The organism is Frankia nepalensis (assembly GCF_016786325.1).
Taxonomy (GTDB): Bacteria; Actinomycetota; Actinomycetes; order Frankiales; family Frankiaceae; genus Pseudofrankia; species Pseudofrankia nepalensis.
Map to the genome: position 1 here is coordinate 140,127 of NZ_JADWYU010000097.1, position 21,302 is coordinate 161,428.

17 protein-coding genes and 1 tRNA gene are annotated in these 21,302 nt (G+C 74.2%); 10 read left to right on the forward strand and 8 right to left on the reverse strand.

All coding sequences use genetic code 11. The annotated features are described in order from the left end of the window. Nucleotide 1 precedes the first annotated feature (1 nt). Both I6A81_RS09450 and I6A81_RS09455 read right to left on the reverse strand, forming a co-directional pair. Nucleotides 2-358: a VOC family protein gene (locus I6A81_RS09450; protein WP_238430775.1), complete on the reverse strand. Its 357-nt coding sequence runs from the start codon at nucleotides 356-358 to the stop codon at nucleotides 2-4. Nucleotides 359-647: 289 nt separating this feature from the next. Then, on the reverse strand, nucleotides 648-1,364 hold the full coding sequence (locus I6A81_RS09455; RefSeq protein ID WP_203006947.1) for a helix-turn-helix domain-containing protein: 717 nt from the start codon (nucleotides 1,362-1,364) through the stop codon (nucleotides 648-650). A gap of 318 nt (nucleotides 1,365-1,682) precedes the next feature. Here I6A81_RS09455 and I6A81_RS09460 point away from each other — a divergent pair, with 318 nt between their 5' ends. The 3 genes from I6A81_RS09460 to I6A81_RS45470 all read left to right on the forward strand — a co-directional run bounded on the left by I6A81_RS09460 (nucleotide 1,683) and on the right by I6A81_RS45470 (nucleotide 5,868). Next, the gene (locus tag I6A81_RS09460; protein WP_203006946.1) at nucleotides 1,683-2,744 is read left to right on the forward strand and encodes an isopenicillin N synthase family dioxygenase; all 1,062 of its coding nucleotides are present in this window, start codon (nucleotides 1,683-1,685) and stop codon (nucleotides 2,742-2,744) included. A gap of 282 nt (nucleotides 2,745-3,026) precedes the next feature. Then, entirely contained in the window at nucleotides 3,027-4,010 is a 984-nt protein-coding gene (locus tag I6A81_RS09465) for an alpha/beta hydrolase (RefSeq protein WP_203006945.1), read from the forward strand. Nucleotides 4,011-4,122: 112 nt separating this feature from the next. Next, the gene (locus I6A81_RS45470; RefSeq protein WP_307874555.1) at nucleotides 4,123-5,868 is read left to right on the forward strand and encodes a LuxR C-terminal-related transcriptional regulator; all 1,746 of its coding nucleotides are present in this window, start codon (nucleotides 4,123-4,125) and stop codon (nucleotides 5,866-5,868) included. A gap of 55 nt (nucleotides 5,869-5,923) precedes the next feature. Here the strand turns inward: I6A81_RS45470 and I6A81_RS09475 are convergent, their stop codons facing one another. The 4 genes from I6A81_RS09475 to I6A81_RS09490 all read right to left on the reverse strand — a co-directional run bounded on the left by I6A81_RS09475 (nucleotide 5,924) and on the right by I6A81_RS09490 (nucleotide 11,442). Continuing rightward, nucleotides 5,924-6,646: an oxygen-binding di-iron domain-containing protein gene (locus tag I6A81_RS09475; protein WP_203002984.1), complete on the reverse strand. Its 723-nt coding sequence runs from the start codon at nucleotides 6,644-6,646 to the stop codon at nucleotides 5,924-5,926. Nucleotides 6,647-6,914: 268 nt separating this feature from the next. Next, nucleotides 6,915-8,558 (reverse strand): methyltransferase domain-containing protein, encoded by a 1,644-nt coding sequence (locus I6A81_RS09480; RefSeq protein WP_203002985.1) that lies wholly within the window; start codon nucleotides 8,556-8,558, stop codon nucleotides 6,915-6,917. A 202-nt stretch (nucleotides 8,559-8,760) separates the two neighbouring features. Next, a complete protein-coding gene (locus I6A81_RS09485; RefSeq protein WP_238429071.1) occupies nucleotides 8,761-10,392 on the reverse strand; it encodes a FadD3 family acyl-CoA ligase in 1,632 nt (543 codons plus the stop codon). Between the two features lie 249 nt (nucleotides 10,393-10,641). Beyond that, nucleotides 10,642-11,442 (reverse strand): TetR/AcrR family transcriptional regulator, encoded by an 801-nt coding sequence (locus tag I6A81_RS09490; RefSeq protein ID WP_203010153.1) that lies wholly within the window; start codon nucleotides 11,440-11,442, stop codon nucleotides 10,642-10,644. Between I6A81_RS09490 and I6A81_RS09495 the strand changes: the two genes are divergently transcribed. After that, nucleotides 11,411-12,514, forward strand: coding sequence for a DUF4349 domain-containing protein (locus I6A81_RS09495; protein ID WP_203007214.1), 1,104 nt, complete (start codon nucleotides 11,411-11,413; stop codon nucleotides 12,512-12,514). The two genes, I6A81_RS09490 and I6A81_RS09495, sit on opposite strands and share 32 nt — an antisense overlap. A 57-nt stretch (nucleotides 12,515-12,571) precedes the next feature. On the opposite strand, the gene I6A81_RS09500 is transcribed toward I6A81_RS09495, so the two are convergent. Beyond that, the gene (locus I6A81_RS09500; RefSeq protein WP_203007213.1) at nucleotides 12,572-12,910 is read right to left on the reverse strand and encodes a hypothetical protein; all 339 of its coding nucleotides are present in this window, start codon (nucleotides 12,908-12,910) and stop codon (nucleotides 12,572-12,574) included. Between the two features lie 49 nt (nucleotides 12,911-12,959). On the opposite strand from I6A81_RS09500, the gene I6A81_RS09505 reads away from it, so the two are divergent. Then, nucleotides 12,960-14,870 carry an acyl-CoA dehydrogenase family protein gene (locus I6A81_RS09505; protein ID WP_203007212.1) on the forward strand — a complete coding sequence of 637 codons (1,911 nt, stop codon included), beginning with the start codon at nucleotides 12,960-12,962 and terminating at the stop codon, nucleotides 14,868-14,870. A 218-nt stretch (nucleotides 14,871-15,088) separates the two neighbouring features. Here I6A81_RS09505 and pgm read toward each other — a convergent pair whose 3' ends face one another. Continuing rightward, nucleotides 15,089-16,765 carry a phosphoglucomutase (alpha-D-glucose-1,6-bisphosphate-dependent) gene (pgm, locus tag I6A81_RS09510; RefSeq protein WP_203007211.1) on the reverse strand — a complete coding sequence of 559 codons (1,677 nt, stop codon included), beginning with the start codon at nucleotides 16,763-16,765 and terminating at the stop codon, nucleotides 15,089-15,091. A gap of 564 nt (nucleotides 16,766-17,329) precedes the next feature. On the opposite strand from pgm, the gene nadD reads away from it, so the two are divergent. The 5 genes from nadD to I6A81_RS09535 all read left to right on the forward strand — a co-directional run bounded on the left by nadD (nucleotide 17,330) and on the right by I6A81_RS09535 (nucleotide 21,174). After that, a complete protein-coding gene (gene nadD, locus I6A81_RS09515) occupies nucleotides 17,330-17,941 on the forward strand; it encodes a nicotinate-nucleotide adenylyltransferase (protein WP_307874556.1) in 612 nt (203 codons plus the stop codon). Nucleotides 17,942-18,383: 442 nt separating this feature from the next. After that, entirely contained in the window at nucleotides 18,384-18,812 is a 429-nt protein-coding gene (gene rsfS, locus I6A81_RS09520) for a ribosome silencing factor (protein ID WP_203007210.1), read from the forward strand. Then, nucleotides 18,809-19,561, forward strand: a complete 753-nt coding sequence (locus I6A81_RS09525; protein WP_203007209.1) for a histidine phosphatase family protein — start codon at nucleotides 18,809-18,811, stop codon at nucleotides 19,559-19,561. Before rsfS ends, I6A81_RS09525 begins: the two co-directional genes overlap by 4 nt. Before the next feature lie 147 nt (nucleotides 19,562-19,708). Next, nucleotides 19,709-19,782 (forward strand) — tRNA-Ala (locus I6A81_RS09530). A gap of 390 nt (nucleotides 19,783-20,172) precedes the next feature. Further along, nucleotides 20,173-21,174 carry a quinone oxidoreductase family protein gene (locus I6A81_RS09535; protein ID WP_307874557.1) on the forward strand — a complete coding sequence of 334 codons (1,002 nt, stop codon included), beginning with the start codon at nucleotides 20,173-20,175 and terminating at the stop codon, nucleotides 21,172-21,174. Nucleotides 21,175-21,302: the final 128 nt, after the last annotated feature.

Sequence of the window (21,302 nt, forward strand, 5' to 3'; positions counted from 1 at the left end):
CCTAGGCCGCCGGGTCCGGGGCGATGAACTCGATCCGGTTCCCGACCGGGTCGGCCACGTAGAAATGCCGGTGACCAGGGAAGTCATGCGCCCAGGTCACCGCCGTCCCGGCGGCCGTGAGACGGGCGGCCAGGGCGTCCGGATCGTCCACGAGGACCGCCGGGTGCGCCTTGGTCGCCGGGACGAAGTCGGCCGTGACTCCGACGTGGATCTCGATCCCGGCGCCGCGGAACCAGGCTCCGCCGCGGGCGGCCAGCGGCGCCGGCTTGGGCACCTCGGTCAGGCCGAGCAGGCCCACCCAGAACGCCCGGCAGGCGTCCTCTGTCTCCGGTGGGATCGCCAGCTGCAGGTGGTGCAGCCCGACGACGAGGGAGTGCCCAGGCGCGGCGGCGGCGTTGTCGGCGGCGGCACTGTCGCTGGCGGCGTTGTCGCTGGTCGTCACGACAGGAGCCTAGAGCCCATCCGACAGCTCGACCCCCGCCCTGTCGCTGCCCCGGGCGCGCGAGCCTCCGCTTCCGCCGGTCGTCTATTGCTACATGCAATAACCGTCGCGGACTGAAGCGCTGACAGGCCGCCCAGCGCGATTTCCTCCGATCGTCGCGGCGCCGACTCGGCCGGCACCCGGAACACGCGCGGGGAGCCGGCGGTCAGTGCGGGCGGCCCCGGGGGACGGCGGCGGACATGACCAGGATCCGGGCCGTCTCGGCGCCGACCGAGCGCCACCGGTGCGGCGTCGTCGCCGGGTACCACATGCTGTCGCCCACGGAGAGCCGCTCGCCGCGCCCGCCGTCGAGCTCGACGGCGACCTCACCGGCCAGCAGGTAGACGAACTCCTCGCCGTCGTGCTCGAAGAAGTCGCCGAGGAAGGCGCCGGGCTCGGCGGTGACCTCCTGCGCCTGGATGATCTTTCCGGGCGCGCCGACCAGGACCCGCGCGACGGCGGCGTCGGGGCGGTCCTCGATCCCGGTGCCCGCCGCCGCGCCCGCCCGGGTGATGACGACGTCGGACTGGTCGGAGGGCAGCAGGTCCTGCGGCGAGAGCTCGAGCGCGTTCGCGATCCGGTACAGCGTCTGGATGCTGGGGTTGTTGCGGCCGTTCTCCAGCTGGCTCAGGTACGGCTGGCTCACGCCCGCCTTCTCGGCCAGCGCGGTCATCGGCATCCCGGCGCGACGCCGGGCCGCGCGGATCGCGACGCCGATCGCGCGCAGCGCCGGGCCCGCGGCCGGCTGGCCCGCGCCGGACGGCGCGCCGCCGGCGGCCGGCTGCCCGGCGGCCGGCGCTTCGGCCGATGGCGCCTCGGTGACGCGGGCCGGCGGCCTCGGGCCCGGGGGAGCGGGGTGTCGGGGGCTGGGGTGCGGCGGCATGGCACGCCTCCTCCCGCTAGTACCGATGATCTCGCGGCGTCGGTGGCCCGCGCCGGTCGGCATCCCGGCCGTCACCGGCAGGAGCACCGCGATCGTGTCATGGCGCCGCCTCGCCGGGGCTCCGTTCCGGCGGGTCGCCGGCCACGCGAGGGCGTTCGTCGGAGCCGGCCTCGGTGGCCCCGACCCGCTCGCCTCCCGGGCGACCGTCCGCGCTGCCCGGTGTGCGACCGCTCACGTCTCGGGACGACGGATATCGCCCCTGCCTATATTCGTCGTGGTCGACGCGCGACGTCCACCGGACGAGGGGAGGCGGGCCGAATGCCCGAACTGGTCCCGAGAGTGGATGTCTCCGGCTGGCGGGACGGCGGCGCCGCCCGCCGCCGGGAGGTCGCGGCGGCCATCGACGACGGCTGCCGGCGGGTCGGCTTTCTCGAGATCGTCGGTCACGGCGTCGACCGGGCCGCCCTGGACGCGGCGCTCGTGGCCCTGGACGCCTTCTGGGCGCTGCCCGCCGACGTCAAGCTGCGCCAGGCCCCCGCCGACCTCATGACCAACCGGGGGTACAGCCCGCCGCGCGCGGAGTCGCTGGCCTACAGCCTCGGCGTCGACGCCGGCCCGGACACCTTCGAGGCGTTCAACATCGGCCCGCAGGACTGGCCGGCCGGCGACCCGGTCTACGAGCGTGAGCGCCACGGCGTGTTCGCCGCGAACCTGTGGCCGGCGGAGGTCCCGGCGCTGCGGCCGGCACTGACCGCCTACTTCGCCGCCGCGGCGGCGCTCGCCCGGCGGCTCACCGAGATCTTCGCGGCCGCGCTCGGCCTGCCCGAGGGCTACTTCGCCCCCTTCACCGACCACTCCACCGACACCATGCGCTGCCTGAACTACCACGCGGCGGCCCGGCCCGACGGCGCGGCGGGGGAACCGGCCCGGATGGGCGCGCACACCGACTACGGCATCCTCACCGTCCTCTACGGCGACCGGACGCCGGGCCTGGAGATCGTCGGTCCGGACGGCGCCTGGCACCCGGTGGTGCCGGGTCCCGGCGGGCTGCTGGTCAACCTCGGTGACCTGCTGGCCCAGTGGACCAACGACCGCTGGCGCTCGACCGTGCACCGGGTGGTGCTGCCGGCGGCGGAGTCCGGCCGGGCGGCCCGCCGCCGCTCGATCGCGTTCTTCCACGACGGCAACTACGACGCCGTAGTCGAATGCCTTCCCACCTGCGCGAGCGCGGACGACCCGCCCCGCTACCCGCCGGTCGTCGCCGGGCAGCATCTCGCCGCCAAGCTCGCCGCGCCGCGGCTGCTCAGGCCGACCACCGCGGCCTCGACCCTCGGTGACCGCGCGGCCGCGGTCACCGGCCGTCTCGACCAGTTCGACTAACACCCGCCAGCGGGCCTCCTGAGCAGGGCAACGGTCGGACGGAGGGGCAACGCCAAGGCACGGGGCCTGGGCAGGGGAAGGAGGTCGGGTGGGGCGCGCCCGGGCCGCGCCGGGCCGCTCAGCCGCGCCGGCTGACCGCGGAAAGTAGCCGGTCCCCGTAATGGGCGGTGGTGGCGGCGGGAATCGTCGTTCTTCTCGTGGCGGTTCGGGATCCTCGTAGCTAGTGTCCCGGATCACACGAGATGCCCGGCCCTGCCGGCGGCGCATCTGAGGAGGATCCGCATGACCACTGTGGACAGTCGTCCGACGGTTCACTTACCAGCCCGGGACATCCCGGTTCCCTCGTCCCTGAGCCCCGAGGCTCAGGCCATGCTGGCCATGCCCCGCCTGGAGATCTCCGGGTACCCGCCGCTGGCGGACAAGGACGCGTGGCGCGACCAGATCGCCCAGCGGAACGAGGCGCTGCTGGCGATGATGAGCGGTCGGCCGCCCGCCGCCGGCACCGAGGTCGACGAGATCGAGGCCGACGGCGTCCGGGTCTACGTGATCACGCCGCCCGGCGTGCCCGACGACGGCCGGGTCTACCTGGACATCCACGGCGGCGCCCTGATCCTCGGCGGGGGCGAGGTCTGCCGGGCCATGGGGACTGGCACCGCGGCCCGGGTCGGCGCGCGCACCTGGGCCGTCGACTACCGGATGCCGCCCGACCACCCGTACCCGGCCCCGCTGGACGACTGCGTCACCGCCTACCGGGCGCTGCTGCGCGACCACGCCCCCGAGCAGATCATCGTGGGCGGCGCGTCCGCCGGCGGCAACCTGGCCGCGGCGCTCCTGCTGCGGGCGCGCGACGAGGGGCTGCCGCTGCCGGCCGCCGCCGTGCTCGCCACGCCCGAGGCCGACCTCACCGAGTCCGGTGACACCTTCCAGACCAACCTCGGCCTCGACCCGGTGCTCAGGGACAGCCTGATGCCGGCGAACCTGCTCTACGCCGCGGGCCACGACCTGGCCGACCCGTACGTGTCCCCGCTGTTCGGGGACTTCACCAAGGGCTTTCCGCCCACCATCCTCACCACCGGCACGCGCGACCTGTTCCTGTCCAACACGGTCCGGCTGCACCGCGCCCTGCGCGCGGCCGGCGTCCCCGCCGAGCTGCATGTCCTGGAGGCCGCCGGCCACGGTGGCTTCTTCGGCATGGCACCCGAGGACCGCGACCTCGACCGCGAGATCCGCCGCTTCGTGACCCTCCACTGGTCGGCCGCGGCCTGACCAGCCTGACCAGGCTGACCGCCGGTCCGGCTGGTGCCCCGTCGCGGTCCGAGCGGGCCTGGGCGGGGCGAGGGCATGGCGCGGAAGCCGGGTAGGTCCCTACGATCGCGGCGTGGCTGAGGTTGCCGGGGCGTGGGGAGCCGCCGAGGCCATGGGGGCGGCCGAGCTGGTGGACGCAGCGCGCGCCGCGATCGGCCGCGGCCAGTTCGCCGCGGCCGAGGAGGCCCTGCGGGGGTCGCTCCAACGGGCGGACGGCCCCGAGCCGCATCTGTTGCTGGGCCAGCTCGCCTACGCCGACGACCGGTTGGACGAGGCGCGGCGCGCCTGGGAGGCCGCCTTTCACGCCCTGCGGGCGGCGGGGGAGCTGACGGCGGCGGCCCGGGTCGCGATCGAGCTCGTGGACCTGTACGCGGGGATGCTCGGTCAGCGGGCCGTCGGGAACGGCTGGGCGGCGCGAGCGCGGCGGGTTCTGGAACAGGTGGGCCCGGCCGTGGAGTGGGGCTACCTGGAGCTCGCGCGCATGGCCTGCGACCGGCCCGACACCGACGAGCTGCTCCGTAGCACCGAGCGCGCGCTGGCGATCGCGGCCGAGTTCGCCGACCAGGACCTGGAGGCGCGAGCGCTGGCGGACAGCGGGCTGGCGCTGGTCAGCCGCGGGCGGGCGCGGGAGGGGTTCGCGCGGCTGGACGAGGCGCTCGCGGCCATCACCGCCGGCGAGGTGCGGGACGTGGCCGTGATCGGGCGCAGCTTCTGCGCGCTGCTGGCGAGCTGCGACCGGGCCGGAGACGTCGCCCGGGCCGAGGAATGGATCCAGTTGATCCGGGCGACCATCCTGGACCGGACCGGCGGACGGCCGCGGGTGCTGCACACCCACTGCCGCGCCGCCTATGGCTCCGTGCTGTGCGGCGCCGGCCGCTGGGCTGAGGCCGAGGCCGCGATGCTGGAGGTGCTCAGGCCCGGCGGGGCGGGCAGCCACGGCCATCGGTCGGACACGGCGGCGGCGCTGGCGACGATGCGGGTCGCCCAGGGGAGGGTCGACGAGGCCGCGGCGCTGATCGCCCCCTGCCTCGACCGGGTCAGTGCCCGCGCCCCGGCCGCGGCCGTTCACCTCGCCCGCGACGAGGCCGACCTCGCGGCGGCCGTCGCCCGGCGTGGGCTGCGGGAACTGGTCGGCGACCGGGTACGCGGCGGCGAGCTGCTCGCCCTCCTGGTGGTGGCCGAGCTGCGCCGAGGCGACATGGTCGCCGCGGGCGACGCGGCCCGCCGGCTGGCCGAGGCAGCCGACGCCTCGGACAGCGAGGTGCTCGCCGCGCAGGCCGGGCTCGCCCGGGGCCGGGTGCTCGCGGCCGAGGGCGAGTTCGACGCGGCCGTCGCGGCGTTCGAGGCGGCCCAGGCCTGCCTGCGCGACCATGGCCGCCCGCTGGTCGCGGCGACCGCGAGCCTGGAGAGCGCGCTCGCGCACGCCGCCGCTGGGCGAAGGGTCGACGCCGCCGCCGACGCGGGGCTCGCGCTCGCCGTGTTCGAACGGCTCGGCGCCGCGCCGAGCCGGGACCGCGCGCTCGCGCTGCTGCGCGAGCTTGGTGTCGCCGGTCAGGCCGGCCGGCGCGCCGCGGCGGGGCCGGGCCGCGAGCCGGACGCCCTGCTCGGCGCCCTGACCGCGCGCGAACGCGAGGTGCTGGAGCTCGTCCGCCAGGGCCTGAGCAACACCGAGATCGGCGCTCGGCTGTTCATCGCGCCGAAGACCGTCGAGCACCACGTCGGCCGGATCCTCGGCAAGCTCGGCCTGCGCGGCCGAGCCGAGGCGGCCGCCTTCGCCACGGCCGCGCGCCACAGGTCTTCCGCCGATCCCCCCGCCTAGGACGGCGGTGGCTCCCGCGCCTGCGGCGCGGCCATCGGCCATCGGCCATCGGCCGTCAGCCGAGGGCGAGGGCCTGTTCGTAGGCGGCGGCGAGTGCGCGCAGCTCGGCGCCGCCGTCGCCGTGGAACGACGAGCCGTGCATCAGGGCCAGGGTGGTGGGCTCGAGGTCGGCGAGCCCGCGCAGGGTCGGCACCAGCGTGGGCCCGCCGGACGTGCCCCTGAAGATCTTCTCGGCCGCCACTGCCGGGTCGACGACGCTGTCCTCGACCAGCGCCGGGCCTGCCCCGATGTGGGTGAACAGGTCGCCGGCGAGCAGCGTGCCGGTGGTCTCGTCGTACCAGAGCCCGGCCTCCCAGTTGTGCGGCACGTGCGGCGTGGGCAGGAAACGCAGCCGGTGGCTGCCGGTGACGAGCACCTCGCCGGCGGCGAAGGCGCGCGGGGGCCGGTCCGCCAGGTCGTTGACGGAGAGCATGCAGGCCAGCTCACCGTGCGCGGCCTGGGCGTTCGGCGCCGCGGCCAGCCAGTGGTTGAGCGCGCCGCACTCGTCGGCCTCCACGTGGCCGAACCCCACCCAGCGCAGGCTGGCCGGCGCGACGAGCTTCCCGACGGCGGCCGACACCAGCGGGAACAGGCCCCGCATGCCCGTGTGGAACAGGAACGGCTCCTCGTCGCGGATCAGGAACTGGTTGAACGTGAACCCGGCCGGCGGCGCGACCTCGCCGATCCACGTCGAGAGGCGGAAGATGTCCGGCGCGATTTCGTCGATCTTCGTTTCCACGGCGTGAGACTCCTTTGTCTCCTGAGGGTGTCTCCTGAGGGCTGTCTCCAAGCGGCGTCCGCTGGCTCGCCGCCCGCGGGCCCCGGCGGCACCGGCGGCACGCCATGCACGCGGGGTGGAACCACTGTCACACCCGCGGGACCCCAATGACGTCGGGGAGATCCCCCATTCACGCCCCCAGGGTCGGCGCTGGCGGTCGGGCACACGACAGGTGGCGGGCGGGCGCGGTGTGGCCGTGCTGGTGGCGGGGACCGCGGCGGCGAGGCCGTCAGGCGGCGGCGCGTGCCCTGACCGGGAGCGGGCGGTGGCCGGCGACCTGGTACAGGCGGGTGGGCTGGCCGACCTCCGCCAGGTCCGCCTCGGACAGGGTGCCCAGCTCCCGGCGCAGCCGGTCCAACTGGGCGGGAGTGGCCACGCCCGCCTCGGCCGCGGCGGCTCGGGCCGCGTCCAGCATCTCCAGCAGGGAGACGCCCAACGGCAGCACCGAACCGGGAACAGACCAGGGGTCGACCGTGATGTCGACCAGCCCGGCGGCGGCGAGCAGGGCCGGCAACCGTGGGCCGATCATCGGATCGCCGCCGTGGACCCGGATCGTCATGGAGAGGACGTCGGCGAGTTCGGCGAGGGCGGGTACCGGCGCCAGCGTGGCGAGGGTGCTGAGGGTGAAGTAGCCGTCCTCGACGGCCACGGTCCCGCCGGGCCGGACCGCGGCCGCCATCGCGCGCAGCGCCGCCAGCGGATCGGTGAGGTGGCCGAGCAGGAAGCGGCAGTAGGCCAGGTCGAACTTCCCCCGGCCGGCCGGCAGCCCGCCGGCGTCCGCGCTCAGGAAGCCGATCGCGGCGCCGACGTCGGCCGCGTTGCGCCGGGCGACCCGAAGGGACGCCGGGTCGCCGTCGACGGCGACGACCCGGCCACCCGGGCGGATCCGGCTGGCCAGCAGGAGGCTGACCTGCCCGTGGCCGCAGCCCACGTCCAGGCAGCGCCAGCCGGGCCGGATCCCGAGCCGGGTCAGGAACGCGTCCGTGCTCGGTTCCAGTATCCGAGCCATCGTCGCCAGCCGGTGCGCGTCCGCCTGCCCGCCGTGCAGCGCGTAGCCCACGGCCGGGCGCACCTGCCTGGCCGCCCCGGCCCGCGCGGCCTCGGGGTGTCCGGTCTCCGTAGGTCCGGCGCCGGCGTGCCCGGCGCCGGTATGCCCAGCGCCGACGGCCTCGGCGCGCGCGGCCTCCTCCGGGTCCCGCGCGGGTGTGGGCGCCGTGCCCGGTTCCGCGGCCGGTGCCTCGCTGGTGGCCGCCCGCGCCCGCGGGCCTGGCGGGGGACCGGGTGAAGCGGGCGCGGGCGGCGTCTGGGGAGCCGTCCCGGTGCCAGGCGCCGGCTCCTGGACGGTCGGCTGGACGGTCGGCGGCGAGAAGCGGTCGACGGTGATCGTGTCGACGTGCCCGAGGTCGACGTGGCGGCCGTGCCCACCGCCGGCCGAGGTGAGCCGGGATCGGGCCGAAGCCGGCGCGCTCTCGGCGCGCGGCGCCGTGCCGTCGCCCGGCCTGGCCCCGCCCGGGGCGGGCGGGCGCTGGGCCGGCTCGTGCGAGGGCAGGTGAGCGCCGGCCTGGTCGGCGATCCTGGAGAACCAGGACCAGGCACGACCAGCGACCCGGTCGGCGCGCTGCGCCCAGTCACGGTGCGGATGCTCGGCGGGCGGGCGGGCCGGCATCTCCGACTGGTGATGGTCAGGCTGGTGACGGCCGTCGTCCGGAGGATACGGGTCACGTCCGGCCGGGTCCGACCGGTCGGAGCCGTACGGGCCATGGCCGGCGGGCGGCCAGTCGCGGCGGCGCGTGGTCGTCGGCGCCTGGCCGGCCTCGGCGCCGGGGCCGACGTTCGGGTCGCGGCCCGCCTCCGTGTCGCGTTGGTGCGCCATCCGCCCCGTCACCCCCCCGAGCCCGGCCTCCCCATCGTGTGTGCCCGGCTCCCCGCCCGCTACTCGGCATCCACCCGAGCGGCGCGGCAGACCGGCGATACGCGGCGAATTCGGCCGGCTGACCGGTTGCCCCGGCGGCGGCGCCCGCCCTGCTGGCCGGACGCCGCCGCCGGAGGCGGCGGACCCTCCCGAGGCGGGACGGCTACCTGGGGGCGTAGGTGGCGGCGGCGCGGGCGCGCAGTTCGTAGCGGACGACCTTGCCGGTGGCGTTCAGCGGGAGGGAGTCGACGACCTCGACGTAGCGGGGCGCCTTGTAGTTGGCCATCCGGTCCCGGGCCCAGGCGATGATCTCGGCCGGGGTGGGGGCGGGCTGGCCGGCTCGGGGAATGACATAGGCCATGCCGACCTCGCCGAGCCGGGCGTCCGGCACGCCGACCACCGCGACCTGGGCGATCGCGGGGTGCTCGGCCAGCATGCCCTCGATCTCCGCCGGGTAGGCGTTGAAGCCGCCGACGATGAACATGTCCTTCTTGCGGTCGGTGATGGCGATGTTGCCATCCTCGTCCATGATCCCGATGTCGCCGGTCCTGAGCCAGCCGTCCGCGTCGATGGTTTCGGCGGTCGCCTCCGGGTTGTCGAGGTACCCCCGCATGATGTTGAAGCCGCGGACGACGATCTCGCCGGGCTCACCGCGAGCCACCTCGTCGCCGGCGTCGTCGACGACTAGTACCTCGACGCCGTCGAGCGCCCGGCCGGACGTCCTGGAGACCAGCTCCGGGTCGTCGGTGTGCCGGCACATGGTGACGGTGCCGGTGGTCTCGGTCAGCCCGTAGCCGGTGACGACGGTCGCCAGCCCCACCTCGGCGCGCAGCCGGCGGACCAGCTCGACGGGCACGGGGGCCGCCCCGGTGACGGCGAGCCGCCACGTCGACAGGTCGTAGCCGGACAGGTCGCTGTTGAGGATGGTCTGGTACACGGCCGGCGGGCCGGGCAGCATGGTGATCTTCTCGTCGGAGACGAGGCGCATGACCGCGGGCACGTCGAACACCGGGTAGGGGATCAGGGTCGTTCCGACCAGCACGGTCGCGAGCAGCCCCGCCTTGAGCCCGGCGGTGTGGAAGAACGGGTAGACGAGCAGGTACCGGTCGCCGTGGCCGAGCCCGATGACCTGTGCCCAGGCGGTGTAGAGCCGGGTCGACGGGCCGTGCGCGAGCATCGCGCCCTTCGGCTTCCCGGTGGTGCCGGAGGTGAAGATGATGTCGCTGAGGCTGTCGCTGGTCAGTGCCGCCACGCGGGCGGCGGTGGCGGCGGCGGGGACCGAGGCCGCGCGGGCGGCGAAGTCGCCCCAGGCCGCCGTGCCGGGGCTCGTCGGCCCGTCGAGCACGACGACGTCGCGCAGGTCCGGCAGGTCCGGTTCGGCGAGGATCGCCGCCGCGTAGTCCGTCTCAAGGAAGTCGGTGACGGTGAACAGGACCTTGGCGTGGATGGCGCGCAGGATGTCCGCGGCCTCGCCCGCCTTGAACCGGCTGTTGATCGGAGCGAGGACGCCGCCGGCCCGGTAGATCCCGAGCGCCGCGATCATCCAGCGGTAGCCGTTCGGCGCCCAGACCGAAACCTTGTCGCCTGCCTCGACGCCGCTGGCGACCAACGCGCGCGCGACCTCGTCGGCCGCGGCGGCGAGCTGGGCGAACGTGAGGCGGACGTCGCCGTCGACGACTGCCTCGTCGTCCGGCCACAGCCGCGCCGCCCGCTCCAGCGCGGCGGGGATCGTCGGGGGCACCGGTGGCACGTCGTCCTTGCCCAATCCGGTGCCTGGCTGGTCGGTGATGGTCATCCGGCGCTCCGCTCCGTGCCGCCGGGCGGCCACGGAGGACGCGAGCACGGCTCGCGCCCGGCGCCCCCATTGGCTTTGTCGCGTTCGGGTCACATGCGGGCGGGAGCGGCCAGAGGCCTGCCTCCCGCGTCGCGGATCAGAAGAATATACGTTATCCAATCGTTGGCCAATCGATGCCGCCACGATCTTCTGATGATGACGGGGCGCGGCCCGCCGCGCCGCCCGATCGGCCGGATCCGCCGGGTTCGCTCAGGGGGCGAAGGCGGCCGAGACGGTGGACAGGAACACCTCGTCGGGCAGGCCAGCGCCGACGCCGGTGCCGGTGACCTCGGGATCCATCGCGTGGTAGGCGGTGACCATCGCGGAGTAGAGCCGGGCCAGGCACTCCGGGTCGCCGGCGCGCAGGGTGCCGTCCCGCTGACCGCGGGCGAACAGCTCCGCCTCCAGGGCGATCGCGGCGTCGTAGCCGCGGGCGACGTCCTCGCCGAACCCGGGCATGCCGGGCATGCCGGTGGCGGACATGATCTGGGTCGAGAGCCGGCCGAAGTCCGGGTAGCGGCGGTGGAAGTCGACCTGCATCCTGGCGAGCCGGGCCAGCAGCTGCGCCCCGGTGCCCTCGGCGGCCAGGCACTCGGTCATCTTCGCCATCAGCTCCGCGGTGCGCCGGCCCAGCACCGCCCGCAGCAGCTCTTCCTTGCTGTCGATGAAGAGGTAGAGCGCGCCGATCGAGAACTCACAGCGCTTGGCCACCTGCTGCAGGCTGGTGCCGCGGTAGCCCTGCCGGCCGAACAGCTCCTCGGCCGCGTCCAGGATCTGCTCCCGGCCCAGCCGGAGCCGCTCCTGGCGGCGGACCTCGCGCGGGCTGAGCGGCGCGGCGGCGGCCGCGCCCGCGCCGCTGCGGGCCGGCTGGGCGGCGTTCCAGGCGGCGCGGACTGGCGGCGCGGCCGGCACCGCGGGCCGGACGATCGAGCTTGGCGGGCGCCGGATACGGGTCACCCGTCGCGGTGCCTTCGCCGCGGTGCTCGTGCTCGTCGTGCTGGTCGTCGCCATCGCCGCGCTCGGCGGCAGCGGCGGCGGCGGTGATCGGGACAGCAGCGGGGCCGCCATCGAGCCGGCTCCGGCCATGATCGCGCCCGACAGCGCCTACGGCGACAAGGGCGGGGGCGCGCCAGGGACCGCCGACGGGGAAGTGAGCGCCGCGGCCGCTCCCACCTTCACGGCGGGTTCCTCCGGAAGCGACTCGAGCATCATGCCGCCGACGGTCCCCGGTTCCGGCGCCGTCCGGCCGGCCGGCGCCCAGCCCCGGATCGTGTGGACCGGGTCGATGAGCGTCGAGGTCCCGGACGGGACCGTCGAAAGCGCGATCAACAAGATCCGGGTGGCGGCCGAGGGCCTCGGCGGCTACCTGGCGGAAAGCCAGGTCTCCGGCACCTCGGCGACGGACGACGACGACCGGCAGAGCGCGGCCATCACCCTGCGGGTGCCGTCCGGGAAGTTCACCAGCCTGCAGGACACCGTCGGCGGGGTCGGAGTCGTCAGCTCGTCGAACCTGACCTCTCAGGACGTCACCGGCGAGTACGTCGATCTCGAGGCGCGCAAGAGCGCGCTGGTCGCGTCGCGTTCGACCTTCCAGGAGCTGCTCACCAGGGCGGACACGATCGGCGACGTTCTCAGCGTGCAGCGGGAGATCAGCTCCGTGCAGGCCCAGATCGAGCAGATCGAGGGGCAGCTCAAGGTGCTCGCCGACCAGAGCGACTACGCGACCCTGTCGATCAACCTCTACGAGAAGGGCGGCGAGCCCGAGAAGCCGGACGACGAGAACGGCTTCGTCGAGGCGTTCCGTGACGCCGGCCGCGACTTCGTCAACGGCCTCGAGGACATCATCTCCGCGCTCGGCGGTCTCGCCCTGGTGCTGCTGGTCCTCGTCGTCGCCTACCTGCTCTACCGGCTGGCCCGCGTCGTACGCCGCCGCCGGTCGTCCCACCGGGCCGGCCCGCCCGGCGCCGCGGGCGGTCCGGATGGTCAGGGTGGTCCTGGCGGGGGTTCGCCGGCCCCGGCTGGCCCGGCCCCGGCCGACCCGGCGCCGGTCCCCGCGGACTCCTCGACGGGTTCCTCCAGCTGAGCTGACGCCCGCCCGGGTTTCGGGCCGGCCGATCCCCGCCGGTCCGAAACCCGGGCGTCAGGAGGCCACGCGGACCGAGATCTCGGTGCTGCCCTTCAGATGAAGAAGGTCGCCCTGCTCGGGCGCGATCGGGAACGCCACGTCGGCGAACTCGAACGGGTCCCGGGGCTGGAACCCCGCGCGCCGTTCGGGCGGCGGGCCGCCGGCCTGGCGGTCGGCCGCCCGCCGCCAGGGCGCGGCCCCCTCGGTCCGGCTCCGTTCGATGACCTCGTGTACGAGCGGGTCGCGCGGCGGTCCCCTTGGTCGTCGACCACGGCAGGTCCATATAAAGATGTATCGCGATACTACTCGCCGCGGCTGGCTGTCATGGCCTTCCGGCTCGTGCGGGCGGGACACGGCGTGGGTAGGAGCACGGCGTGCCGCTGTCGGGCGGCCGGGAGGCGACGTGACACAGGTAGGAGAGCGCGCGGCGCGTGAGGTCGCCGAGGCGGCGCGGGAGTCCGAGTGGAGGCTTCCCTCGTTCGCCAAGGAACTGTTCCTCGGTCATTTCCGCCTTGACCTGATCTCGCCGCATCCGCGGCCGAGAGAGGACGACCGCCGCCGCGGGGAGGCCTTTCTGGCGCAGCTCGCGCTGTTCCTGCAGGAGGCGGTGGACCCGCTGCGCATCGAGCGGGAGGGGCGGCTGCCCGAGCAGGTGATCGACGGGCTGCGGCGCATCGGTGCCCTCGGCATGAAGATCCCCGAGGAGTACGGCGGGCTGGGGCTGACCACCGTCTACTACAACCGGGCCCTCGAACTGTGCGGCTCGTGGCATTCGAGCATTCCGACGCTGCTCTCGGCGCACCAGTCGATCGGCGTCGCCGAGCCGGTCCTGCGGTTCGGCACCGAGGAACAGAAGCGCCGATACCTGCCGAAGGTCGCCGGCACGGAGATCAGCGCGTTCCTGCTGACCGAGCCCGACGTGGGCAGCGACCCGGCCAGGATGAGCAGCCAGGCCGTGCCGGTCGACGGTGGCGCCGCCTACGAGCTGACCGGCCGCAAGCTGTGGACCACCAACGGGGTGATCGCCGACCGGCTGGTGGTCATGGCGGTGGTGCCGCGCTCGGACGGCCATCGCGGTGGCATCACCTGTTTCATCGTCGACGCGCACGCGCCCGGCGTCCGGGTCGAGCACCGCAACGAGTTCATGGGCCTGCGCGGCATCGAGAACGGGGTGACCAGCCTCGACCGGGTGCGGGTCCCGGCCGCCGACCGCCTCGGGCGTGAGGGTGAGGGGCTCCGCATCGCCCTGACCACGCTCAACACCGGCCGCCTCGCCCTGCCCGCGCTCTGCGCCGGTCACGCCAAGTACGCGCTGCGCATCGCCCGCCAGTGGTCCCAGGAGCGGGTCCAGTGGGGCAGGCCGATCGGCCAGCACGAAGCCGTCGCGCAGAAGATCGCGTTTCTGGCCGCGACGGCGTTCGGCCTGGAGGCGATCGTGGAGCTGTCCGGCCTGATGGCCGACGAGGGCCGGGGGGACATCCGGATCGAGGCGGCCCTGGCCAAGCTCTATGCCAGCGAGCTTGCCTGGCAGGCCGCCGACGACCTGCTCCAGATCCGCGGCGGCCGCGGCTACGAGACCGCCCAGTCCCTGGCCAACCGCGGTGAACGGCCGGTTCCGGTCGAGCAGATGCTGCGCGACCTGCGGATCAACCGGATCTTCGAGGGCTCCAGCGAGATCATGCGCCTGCTCATCGCGCGGGAGGCCGTGGACACCCACCTCACGGTGGCCGGCGACATCATCTCCCCGGACGCGTCGCTCGCGGCGAAGGCCCGTGCCGGCGCGCGGGCCGCCGCCTTCTACAGCCGCTGGCTGCCCAGCCTCGCGGTCGGCGACGGGATGTCGCCGGGTTCGTTCCGCGAGTTCGGCCGCCTCGGCGCCCATCTGCGCTTCGTGGAGCGTTCGTCGCGCCGGCTGGCCCGGTCGACCTTCTACGGGATGGCGCGCTGGCAGGGCGGGCTGGAAAAGCGCCAGGCTTTCCTGGGCCGCCTCGTCGACATCGGCGCCGAACTGTTCGCCATGAGCGCGGCGGTGGTACGCGCGCGGATGCTCGCCGAGGAGGGGGAGACCACCGCGACCGACCTGGCTGACCTGTTCTGCCGGCAGGCGCGGCGCCGGGTCGAGGACTCCTTCGCCGCCCTGTGGCGCAACGACGACGCCCACAACTACGCGTTGGCCCAGCAGGTGCTCGCCGACCGGTTCAGCTGGGCCGAGTCCGGCGTGCTCGACCCGAGCGGGGACGGCCCGTTCCTCGCGGCGGAGCGGGGGAGCGAGAACGCGCGGCGATCAGCCGCCGACCTGCTCGCGGCGTCGTAGAACGCCCGATCTCGACGCCGCCCGGCGGGGCGGGCGCTCGCGGCTCAACAGCCGTCCGCCCCGCCGAGCGGTCCAAGGCCAGGCTTCGCGCGTGCCGATCTCGGGTCCGCGGCCCCTCCCGCGAACCGGCTGAGCGCCTCCATCACCCGCCGCCGCTGTGCCAGGCGGCCGGCGATCCGCGGCCCGGAAGCCCGGCGGTGCCCGCCGGGCTTCCGGTGTCAGCCGCGGGCGAGGGCGGCGTCGACCATGGCCTGGGCCTCGGCCAGGACGGACGCCAGGTGGTCGGGGCCGCGGAAGCTCTCGGCGTAGATCTTGTAGACATCCTCGGTGCCGGACGGGCGGGCGGCGAACCAGGCGTCGTCGGCGACGACCTTGATGCCGCCGATCGAGGCCTCGTTGCCGGGGGCATGGGTGAGGGTGGCGACGATCGGCTGGCCGCCCAGCGTCGCCGCGCCCAGCGCCCGCGGGGTGAGCCGCTTGAGCACGTCCTTCTGCGCCGCGTTCGCCGGCGCGTCGACCCGGCGGTAGGCCGGGGCACCGTACTTCTCGGTCAGCTCGGCGTAGAGCACCCCGGGATCGCGGCCGGTGACGGCGGTGATCTCCGCGGCCAGCAGGCAGGCGATCAGCCCGTCCTTGTCGGTCGTCCACACCGTGCCGTCGGCCCGCAGGAACGACGCGCCCGCGCTCTCCTCGCCGCCGAAGCCGAGGCTGCCGTCCGTCAACCCCGGCACGAACCACTTGAACCCGACCGGCACCTCGAGCAGGTCACGGCCCAGGCCCGCCGCCACCCGGTCGATCATGCTGGAGCTGACCAGCGTCTTGCCAACCGCCGTCGCGGCCGACCAGTCGGTGCGATGCGCGAACAAGTAGGAGATCGCGACCGACAGGTAGTGGTTCGGGTTGAGCAGGCCGGCTCCGGGGGTGACGATGCCGTGCCGGTCGGCGTCCGCGTCGTTGGCGACCGCGATGTCGAAACCCAGTCGGCCATCCGCCGGGGTGGCGCCCGTCAGCCGCAGCAGCGAGGCCATCGCGTAGGGGGACGACGGATCCATCCGGATCTTGCCGTCCCAGTCGCGGGTCATGAAGCCGAACGTCGGGTCGACCGTGTCGTTGACGACGGTCAGGTCGAGCGAGTACCGCTCGGCGATGGCCAGCCAGTAGGCCAGGCTCGCCCCGCCCAGCGGGTCGACCCCGATGCGCACCCCCGAGCCGCGCACGGCGTCCAGGTCGACCACCGAGACCAGGTCGTCGACGTAGGACGTCACGTAGTCGTGCACCGTCGCCGTCGCCCGCGCCTTCTCGTACGGCAGCCGGCTCACCCCGGCCAGGCCCGCGGCGAGCAGCTCGTTCGCCCGGTTCTGGATCGCGGTCGTGACCTCGCTGTCGGCCGGGCCGCCATGCGGCGGGTTGTACTTGAAGCCACCGTCGGTCGGCGGGTTGTGCGACGGCGTGACGACGATGCCGTCCGCCACCCCCGGCCGGCCGGACCGGTTGTGGGTGAGGATGGCGTGCGAGATCACCGGGGTCGGGGTGGCCTCCCCGTCCGGGGCGATCCGGATGTCGACGTCATGCGCGGCGAGCACCTCCAGCGCGCTGACCAGCGCCGGCGCCGACAGCGCGTGCGTGTCGACGCCGACGAACAGCGGCCCGTCGTACCCGGCCGCCGCGCGGTACTCACAGATCGCCTGCGTGGTCGCCAGGATGTGATCGGCGTTGAACGAGCCGTTCGTCGACGTGCCCCGGTGCCCGGACGTCCCGAAGGACACCCGCTGCGCGGGGTCGGCCGCGTCCGGATGCACGTCGTGATACGCCGTGATCAGCGCGTCGACGTCCACGAGATCGCTCGGGTCTGCCGGCGTGCCGGCGCCCGGGTGGGTTCCCGGGCTTACCGCCACGGCCGGCTCCGCCGGTAGGCCAGCGGGCGGCGCGGGCCGGAGCCAGGGCCCGGCGGGGCCGGGCGAGGCGGGGCCGGGTCTGGCCGGGCAGCCGACACCGGGCGGGCGGAGCCGCCTGGGCGGGCCGGGCCAGGCCGCGTCGAATGGCGCCCGATGGGGCGCGGACCGGGTACCGGCATGGTCGGCCTCCTCATCGCGTTGAAGCGGACCTTGCGAACCCCTCCTGGTCGCCGACGTGACCAGGCGGGTGCCGCCGCCGGCGCCAGTCGATGTGACCAGTGCCTCCGTCAGCGCCCCCGAGCCTAGCTGTCCGAACCCATCCCGGTGGGACTCTTTGAGGTCCACACGGTTACCGCCGGGTGACCCGCGCCCGTCCGGCCGTCGTGCGCGCGCGGTCCCGGCCCGGCCCAGGACCGGACCTACCGGCGTGGCGCGGGCGTCGGCTCGCCCGACCATCACCCTGCGTCATCGGTGATCGGGGATCTGTGTGGTAACGGTCACTCCGGCCGCTGGCGGGCGCCGAGAACGGGGCACGTCGCCCGGGCGTGGCGCTACTGTCCGTGCGTGCGGTTGGGGGTGATGGGCGGGACGTTCGACCCGGTACACAACGGGCACCTCGTGGCGGCAAGCGAGGTGGCCGCCCTGTTCTCGCTCGACGAGGTCGTGTTCGTCCCGAGCGGCCAGCCCTGGCAGAAGGCCGACCGGGAGGTGTCCCCGGCCGAGGACCGGTACCTGATGACCTTCCTGGCGACCGCGGGGAACCCGCAGTTCACGGTCAGCCGGATCGACATCGACCGTGGCGGCCTGACCTACACGATCGACACGCTGCGGGACCTGGCGGCGTTGCGCCCCGACGCCGAGCTGTTCTTCATCACCGGAGCGGACGCCATCGCGCAGATCCTGACCTGGCGCGACGTCCACGCCCTGTTCCCGCTCGCGCACTTCATCGGAGTCACCAGGCCCGGCTACCACCTGGCCTTCGACGCTAGCCTGCCCGCCGGCTCGGTCAGCCTGCTGGAGGTTCCGGCGCTGGCGATCTCGTCGTCCGACATCCGGGACCGGGTCGCCCGCGGCGCGCCGATCTGGTACCTGACGCCCGACGGCGTCGTCCGCTACATCGTCAAGCGGGGTCTCTACCTGCCCCGTCACGACCCGTCCCCGCCCGGCGCGGGCTGACGCGCGTCCAGGACCGCGCCGGCCGTGAGCGGACGCCCGCCGGCTCTCGCCCGACGGCGCCGCGAGCGGTCACCGCCGTGGTGGCGCGGCCGGTCGCTCGGTGTCGGGACGGGCGTCACCCACCCGGGCTGTGTCAAGCTGGAAGCGGACCAGGTCGAACGTGTCGAGCCGGGCCGGGCGGCGGCTGGCTTGCCGACCGTCGCGACGGCCGTGAGCTGGCCGGGAATATCGACTTGTTCTGGTCTGTTCTACCGGTGACCCCGGTCACCAGCCGGGCGAACCGTACGAAAACCGCCGTGACCTCGCGTGCCGCGCCAGCTACCGTATCTTGGTCGGCGCATCCCGGCCGGCATCCGCGCGCGGCCGGTGCCACCCTGGTCGCCACCGCCATCAGCGTGCCGGCGACCCGCCGGCCAGCCCACCACCCTGGAGATCCCGTAGCGTGACCGCTTCCCCCCGGGCCGTCGAGCTCGCCCTCACCGCGGCCCAGGCCGCCGCCGACAAGCTCGCGAAGGAAATCGTCGTCCTCGACGTCAGCGACCGGCTGGCCATCACGGACTGCTTCGTGCTCGCGTCCGCCGACAACGAGCGGCAGGTGAAGGCCATCGTCGACGAGGTCGAGGAGAAGCTGCGCCTCGTGGGCGTCAAGCCGCTGCGTCGCGAGGGCGAGCGCGAGGGCCGCTGGGTGCTGCTGGACTTCTCCGAGATCGTCGTGCACATCCAGCGCACCGAGGAGCGCGAGTTCTACGACCTCGAGCGGCTCTGGAAGGACTGCCCGCGGGTGACCTTCGAGGACCGCGACGCGGCGCGCGCCACGGTCAGCGCCGGTGTCGGCGCCGAGGCCCCCCGCGCGGCCGGCCCCTCCTGGTGAGGCTGCTGCTCCTGCGGCACGGCCGCACGGAGTGGAACGACAACGGACGCTTCCAAGGGCAGGCCGACCCGCCGCTGGACGCGGTCGGCCGTGCCCAGGCCGCCCTGGTCGGCCCAGTGATCCAGGCGATGCGCCCCCAGCTCGTCGTGTCGTCCGACCTGCTGCGCTGCCGGGCGACCGCCGCGACGCTGGGCCTGCCCTACCGGCCGGACGCGCGGCTGCGCGAGATCGACCTCGGCGCCTGGTCGGGACTGACCTCGGACGAAGCCCGGCGGCTGTTCCCCGAGGAGGACGCGGCCTGGCGCCGCGGCGATGACGTCCGCCGCGGCGGCGGCGAGACGTATGCCGAGGTGGGCGCCCGGGCCGGCGCTCTGTTCGACGAGGTAGCCGCCGCCGGGCCGCCGGCCGGGCCGGACAGCCTGGTGGTGTTCGTCCTGCACGGCGGCACCGCCCGGGCCCTCATCGGCCGCCTGCTCGGCCTCCCTCCGGAGACCTGGTGGCACTTCGGTCCACTGCGCAACTGTCACTGGTCGCTGCTTCGCGCCGAACACGGACGGTTCCGGCTGGCCGAGCACAATGTCGGCGTCCAGCGAGCTGATAAGGTCACGACAGGCCCGCGGGACGCGGTCGCCGGGACGTCGTTGCCCACGCAGTTGCCTGGTCGGCCGCTGCTGGGGGGCGGGGATGACTCGGCAGCCCCGGACACGGATCCTGTACACTCGCCAACGCGGTCGGAACCGGCTCGCTGAGACATCAGCGACGGAGTAGTCCGCGAAGCTGCACCCCGAACCTACGGTCTCGGGAATGTAGTAGGGTGAAGAGGAACGAACGGGCACTAAACCGGCATCGCGGCCGATGTAGTACAGTTGGGACGCGGTAAAGGTGAAATTGAATATGGGGCTGTGGCGCAGTCTGGTAGCGCATCACACTGGCAGTGTGAGGGTCAGGGGTTCGAATCCCCTCAGCTCCACCGAGATCGATATGGCCTCTGAGCAGGCAAAACGCATCTCCCTAACCGCGTGGCACCGAAGATCACCGGTGTCACGCTGGTTGTCACCTTTCCTGGCGGTGTCATTCCAGGGCTCATCCCCACAGTGCACGTTCCGTTCGGTCGGCCGCTTCCCGCGAGAACCGGCACCACGCTGGTCTTCGACTTGGGAGGCCGCTGTTTGCCAGTGCGCGCGAGATCGGCGGCGGAGCACATCGGACACGTAGAGAACACGCGAATCTCCATAGCGTCGATCCCTTCCCGCCCGCGCTCCTCGCGGCCAAGAGGCTCGCAGGTCGCACCAGCTGACGGACGGATTGACTCGATTCCCCCGTAGGTCAGGCGCTGTCAGTGCCTTGCCATACTGGGCACGTGCGCGCAGCGGTCCGGAGGCGGTACGGCGGCCCCGAGGTGATCCGCTTCGACGACGTCCCCGACCCGGTCCCCGGCCGTGGTGAGATGCTCGTCAGGGTGCGTGCGACGACCGTGAACCGCACCGACTGTGCGTACCGGTCGGGGCGGCCCTGGATCAACCGGGCCTACTGCGGGTGGCCGCGACCGCGGGTGGAGGTGCTGGGGTCGGAGTACGCCGGGGTGGTGGCCGCCGTCGGCGAGGGTGTCGGGTCGTACGCCGTAGGAGACCGGGTCTTCGGGTTCGTCGAGGGCCGGCCGGGCGCTCATGCCGAGCTGGTCGCCGTCGCCGTGGACGGTCTTGTCGCCCGGGTGCCGGAGGGGTGGGATCTCGCCGAGGCAGCGCCGGGGACGGAAGGGGCGCACTACGCGCATGCCGTGCTGAGGGTGACCGGCCTGGCCCGGGGTGACCGCGCCCTCGTCCACGGGGCCACCGGGGCGATCGGGACCGGGCTGGTGCAGCTGCTGCACATCGAGGGAGTCGAGGTGGTCGCGGTGTGCGACCGGCTTCCCGCCGGTCGGCCGAGGCTGCTGAGCGATCTCGGTGCCGCTCGTGTGGTCGAACTCGCGGGGGGACAGGATCCGGCGTCGGTGGGAGGTGGCTTCGACGCGGTCGTCGACGCGACCGGGCACCTCCCGTTCGGCGCTGCACGCCCGCTCTTGCGACCCGGTGGCTCCTACGTCTCCTCGGACCTCGGCCGTGGGGCGCAGAACATCCTCCTCGCTGCCGCTGGGCCGGTGGCCGGGGCGCTGGGTCGCCGCCGGGTCCGGTTCCCGTTCCCACACTCGGACGCCGACCTCGCCGCGCACCTGGCCGGGCTGATGGCCCGGGGCGCCTACCGCCCCGTGGTCGATCGCACCTACGACTTCGACGACCTGCGCGACGCCTACGCCTATGTCGACAGCGGCCGCAAGGTGGGCAACGTCGTGGTCCTCATGCCCGGCGCCGACGCCGCTCGCTAGTGCGCTGACCACCTACGCTCACCGAGGTGGACGCGATGATCGGGTTGTCGCCGTCTAGGTGCCTGGGTGTGCACTGTCGGTATCGGCTTGTGAGCGATACCGGGAGGTGGACATTGTGGCGCAACCTG

Excerpts from the sequence above, each read along its gene's own strand:
- I6A81_RS09455 (WP_203006947.1), bottom strand. The coding sequence starts at position 1,364 with ATGCCGCCGCACCCCAGCCCCCGACACCCCGCTCCCCCGGGCCCGAGG.
- I6A81_RS09460 (WP_203006946.1), top strand. The coding sequence starts at position 1,683 with ATGCCCGAACTGGTCCCGAGAGTGGATGTCTCCGGCTGGCGGGACGGC.
- I6A81_RS09465 (WP_203006945.1), top strand. The coding sequence starts at position 3,027 with ATGACCACTGTGGACAGTCGTCCGACGGTTCACTTACCAGCCCGGGAC.
- I6A81_RS09480 (WP_203002985.1), bottom strand. The coding sequence starts at position 8,558 with ATGGCGCACCAACGCGACACGGAGGCGGGCCGCGACCCGAACGTCGGC.
- I6A81_RS09485 (WP_238429071.1), bottom strand. The coding sequence starts at position 10,392 with ATGACCATCACCGACCAGCCAGGCACCGGATTGGGCAAGGACGACGTG.
- I6A81_RS09490 (WP_203010153.1), bottom strand. The coding sequence starts at position 11,442 with ATGGCGACGACCAGCACGACGAGCACGAGCACCGCGGCGAAGGCACCG.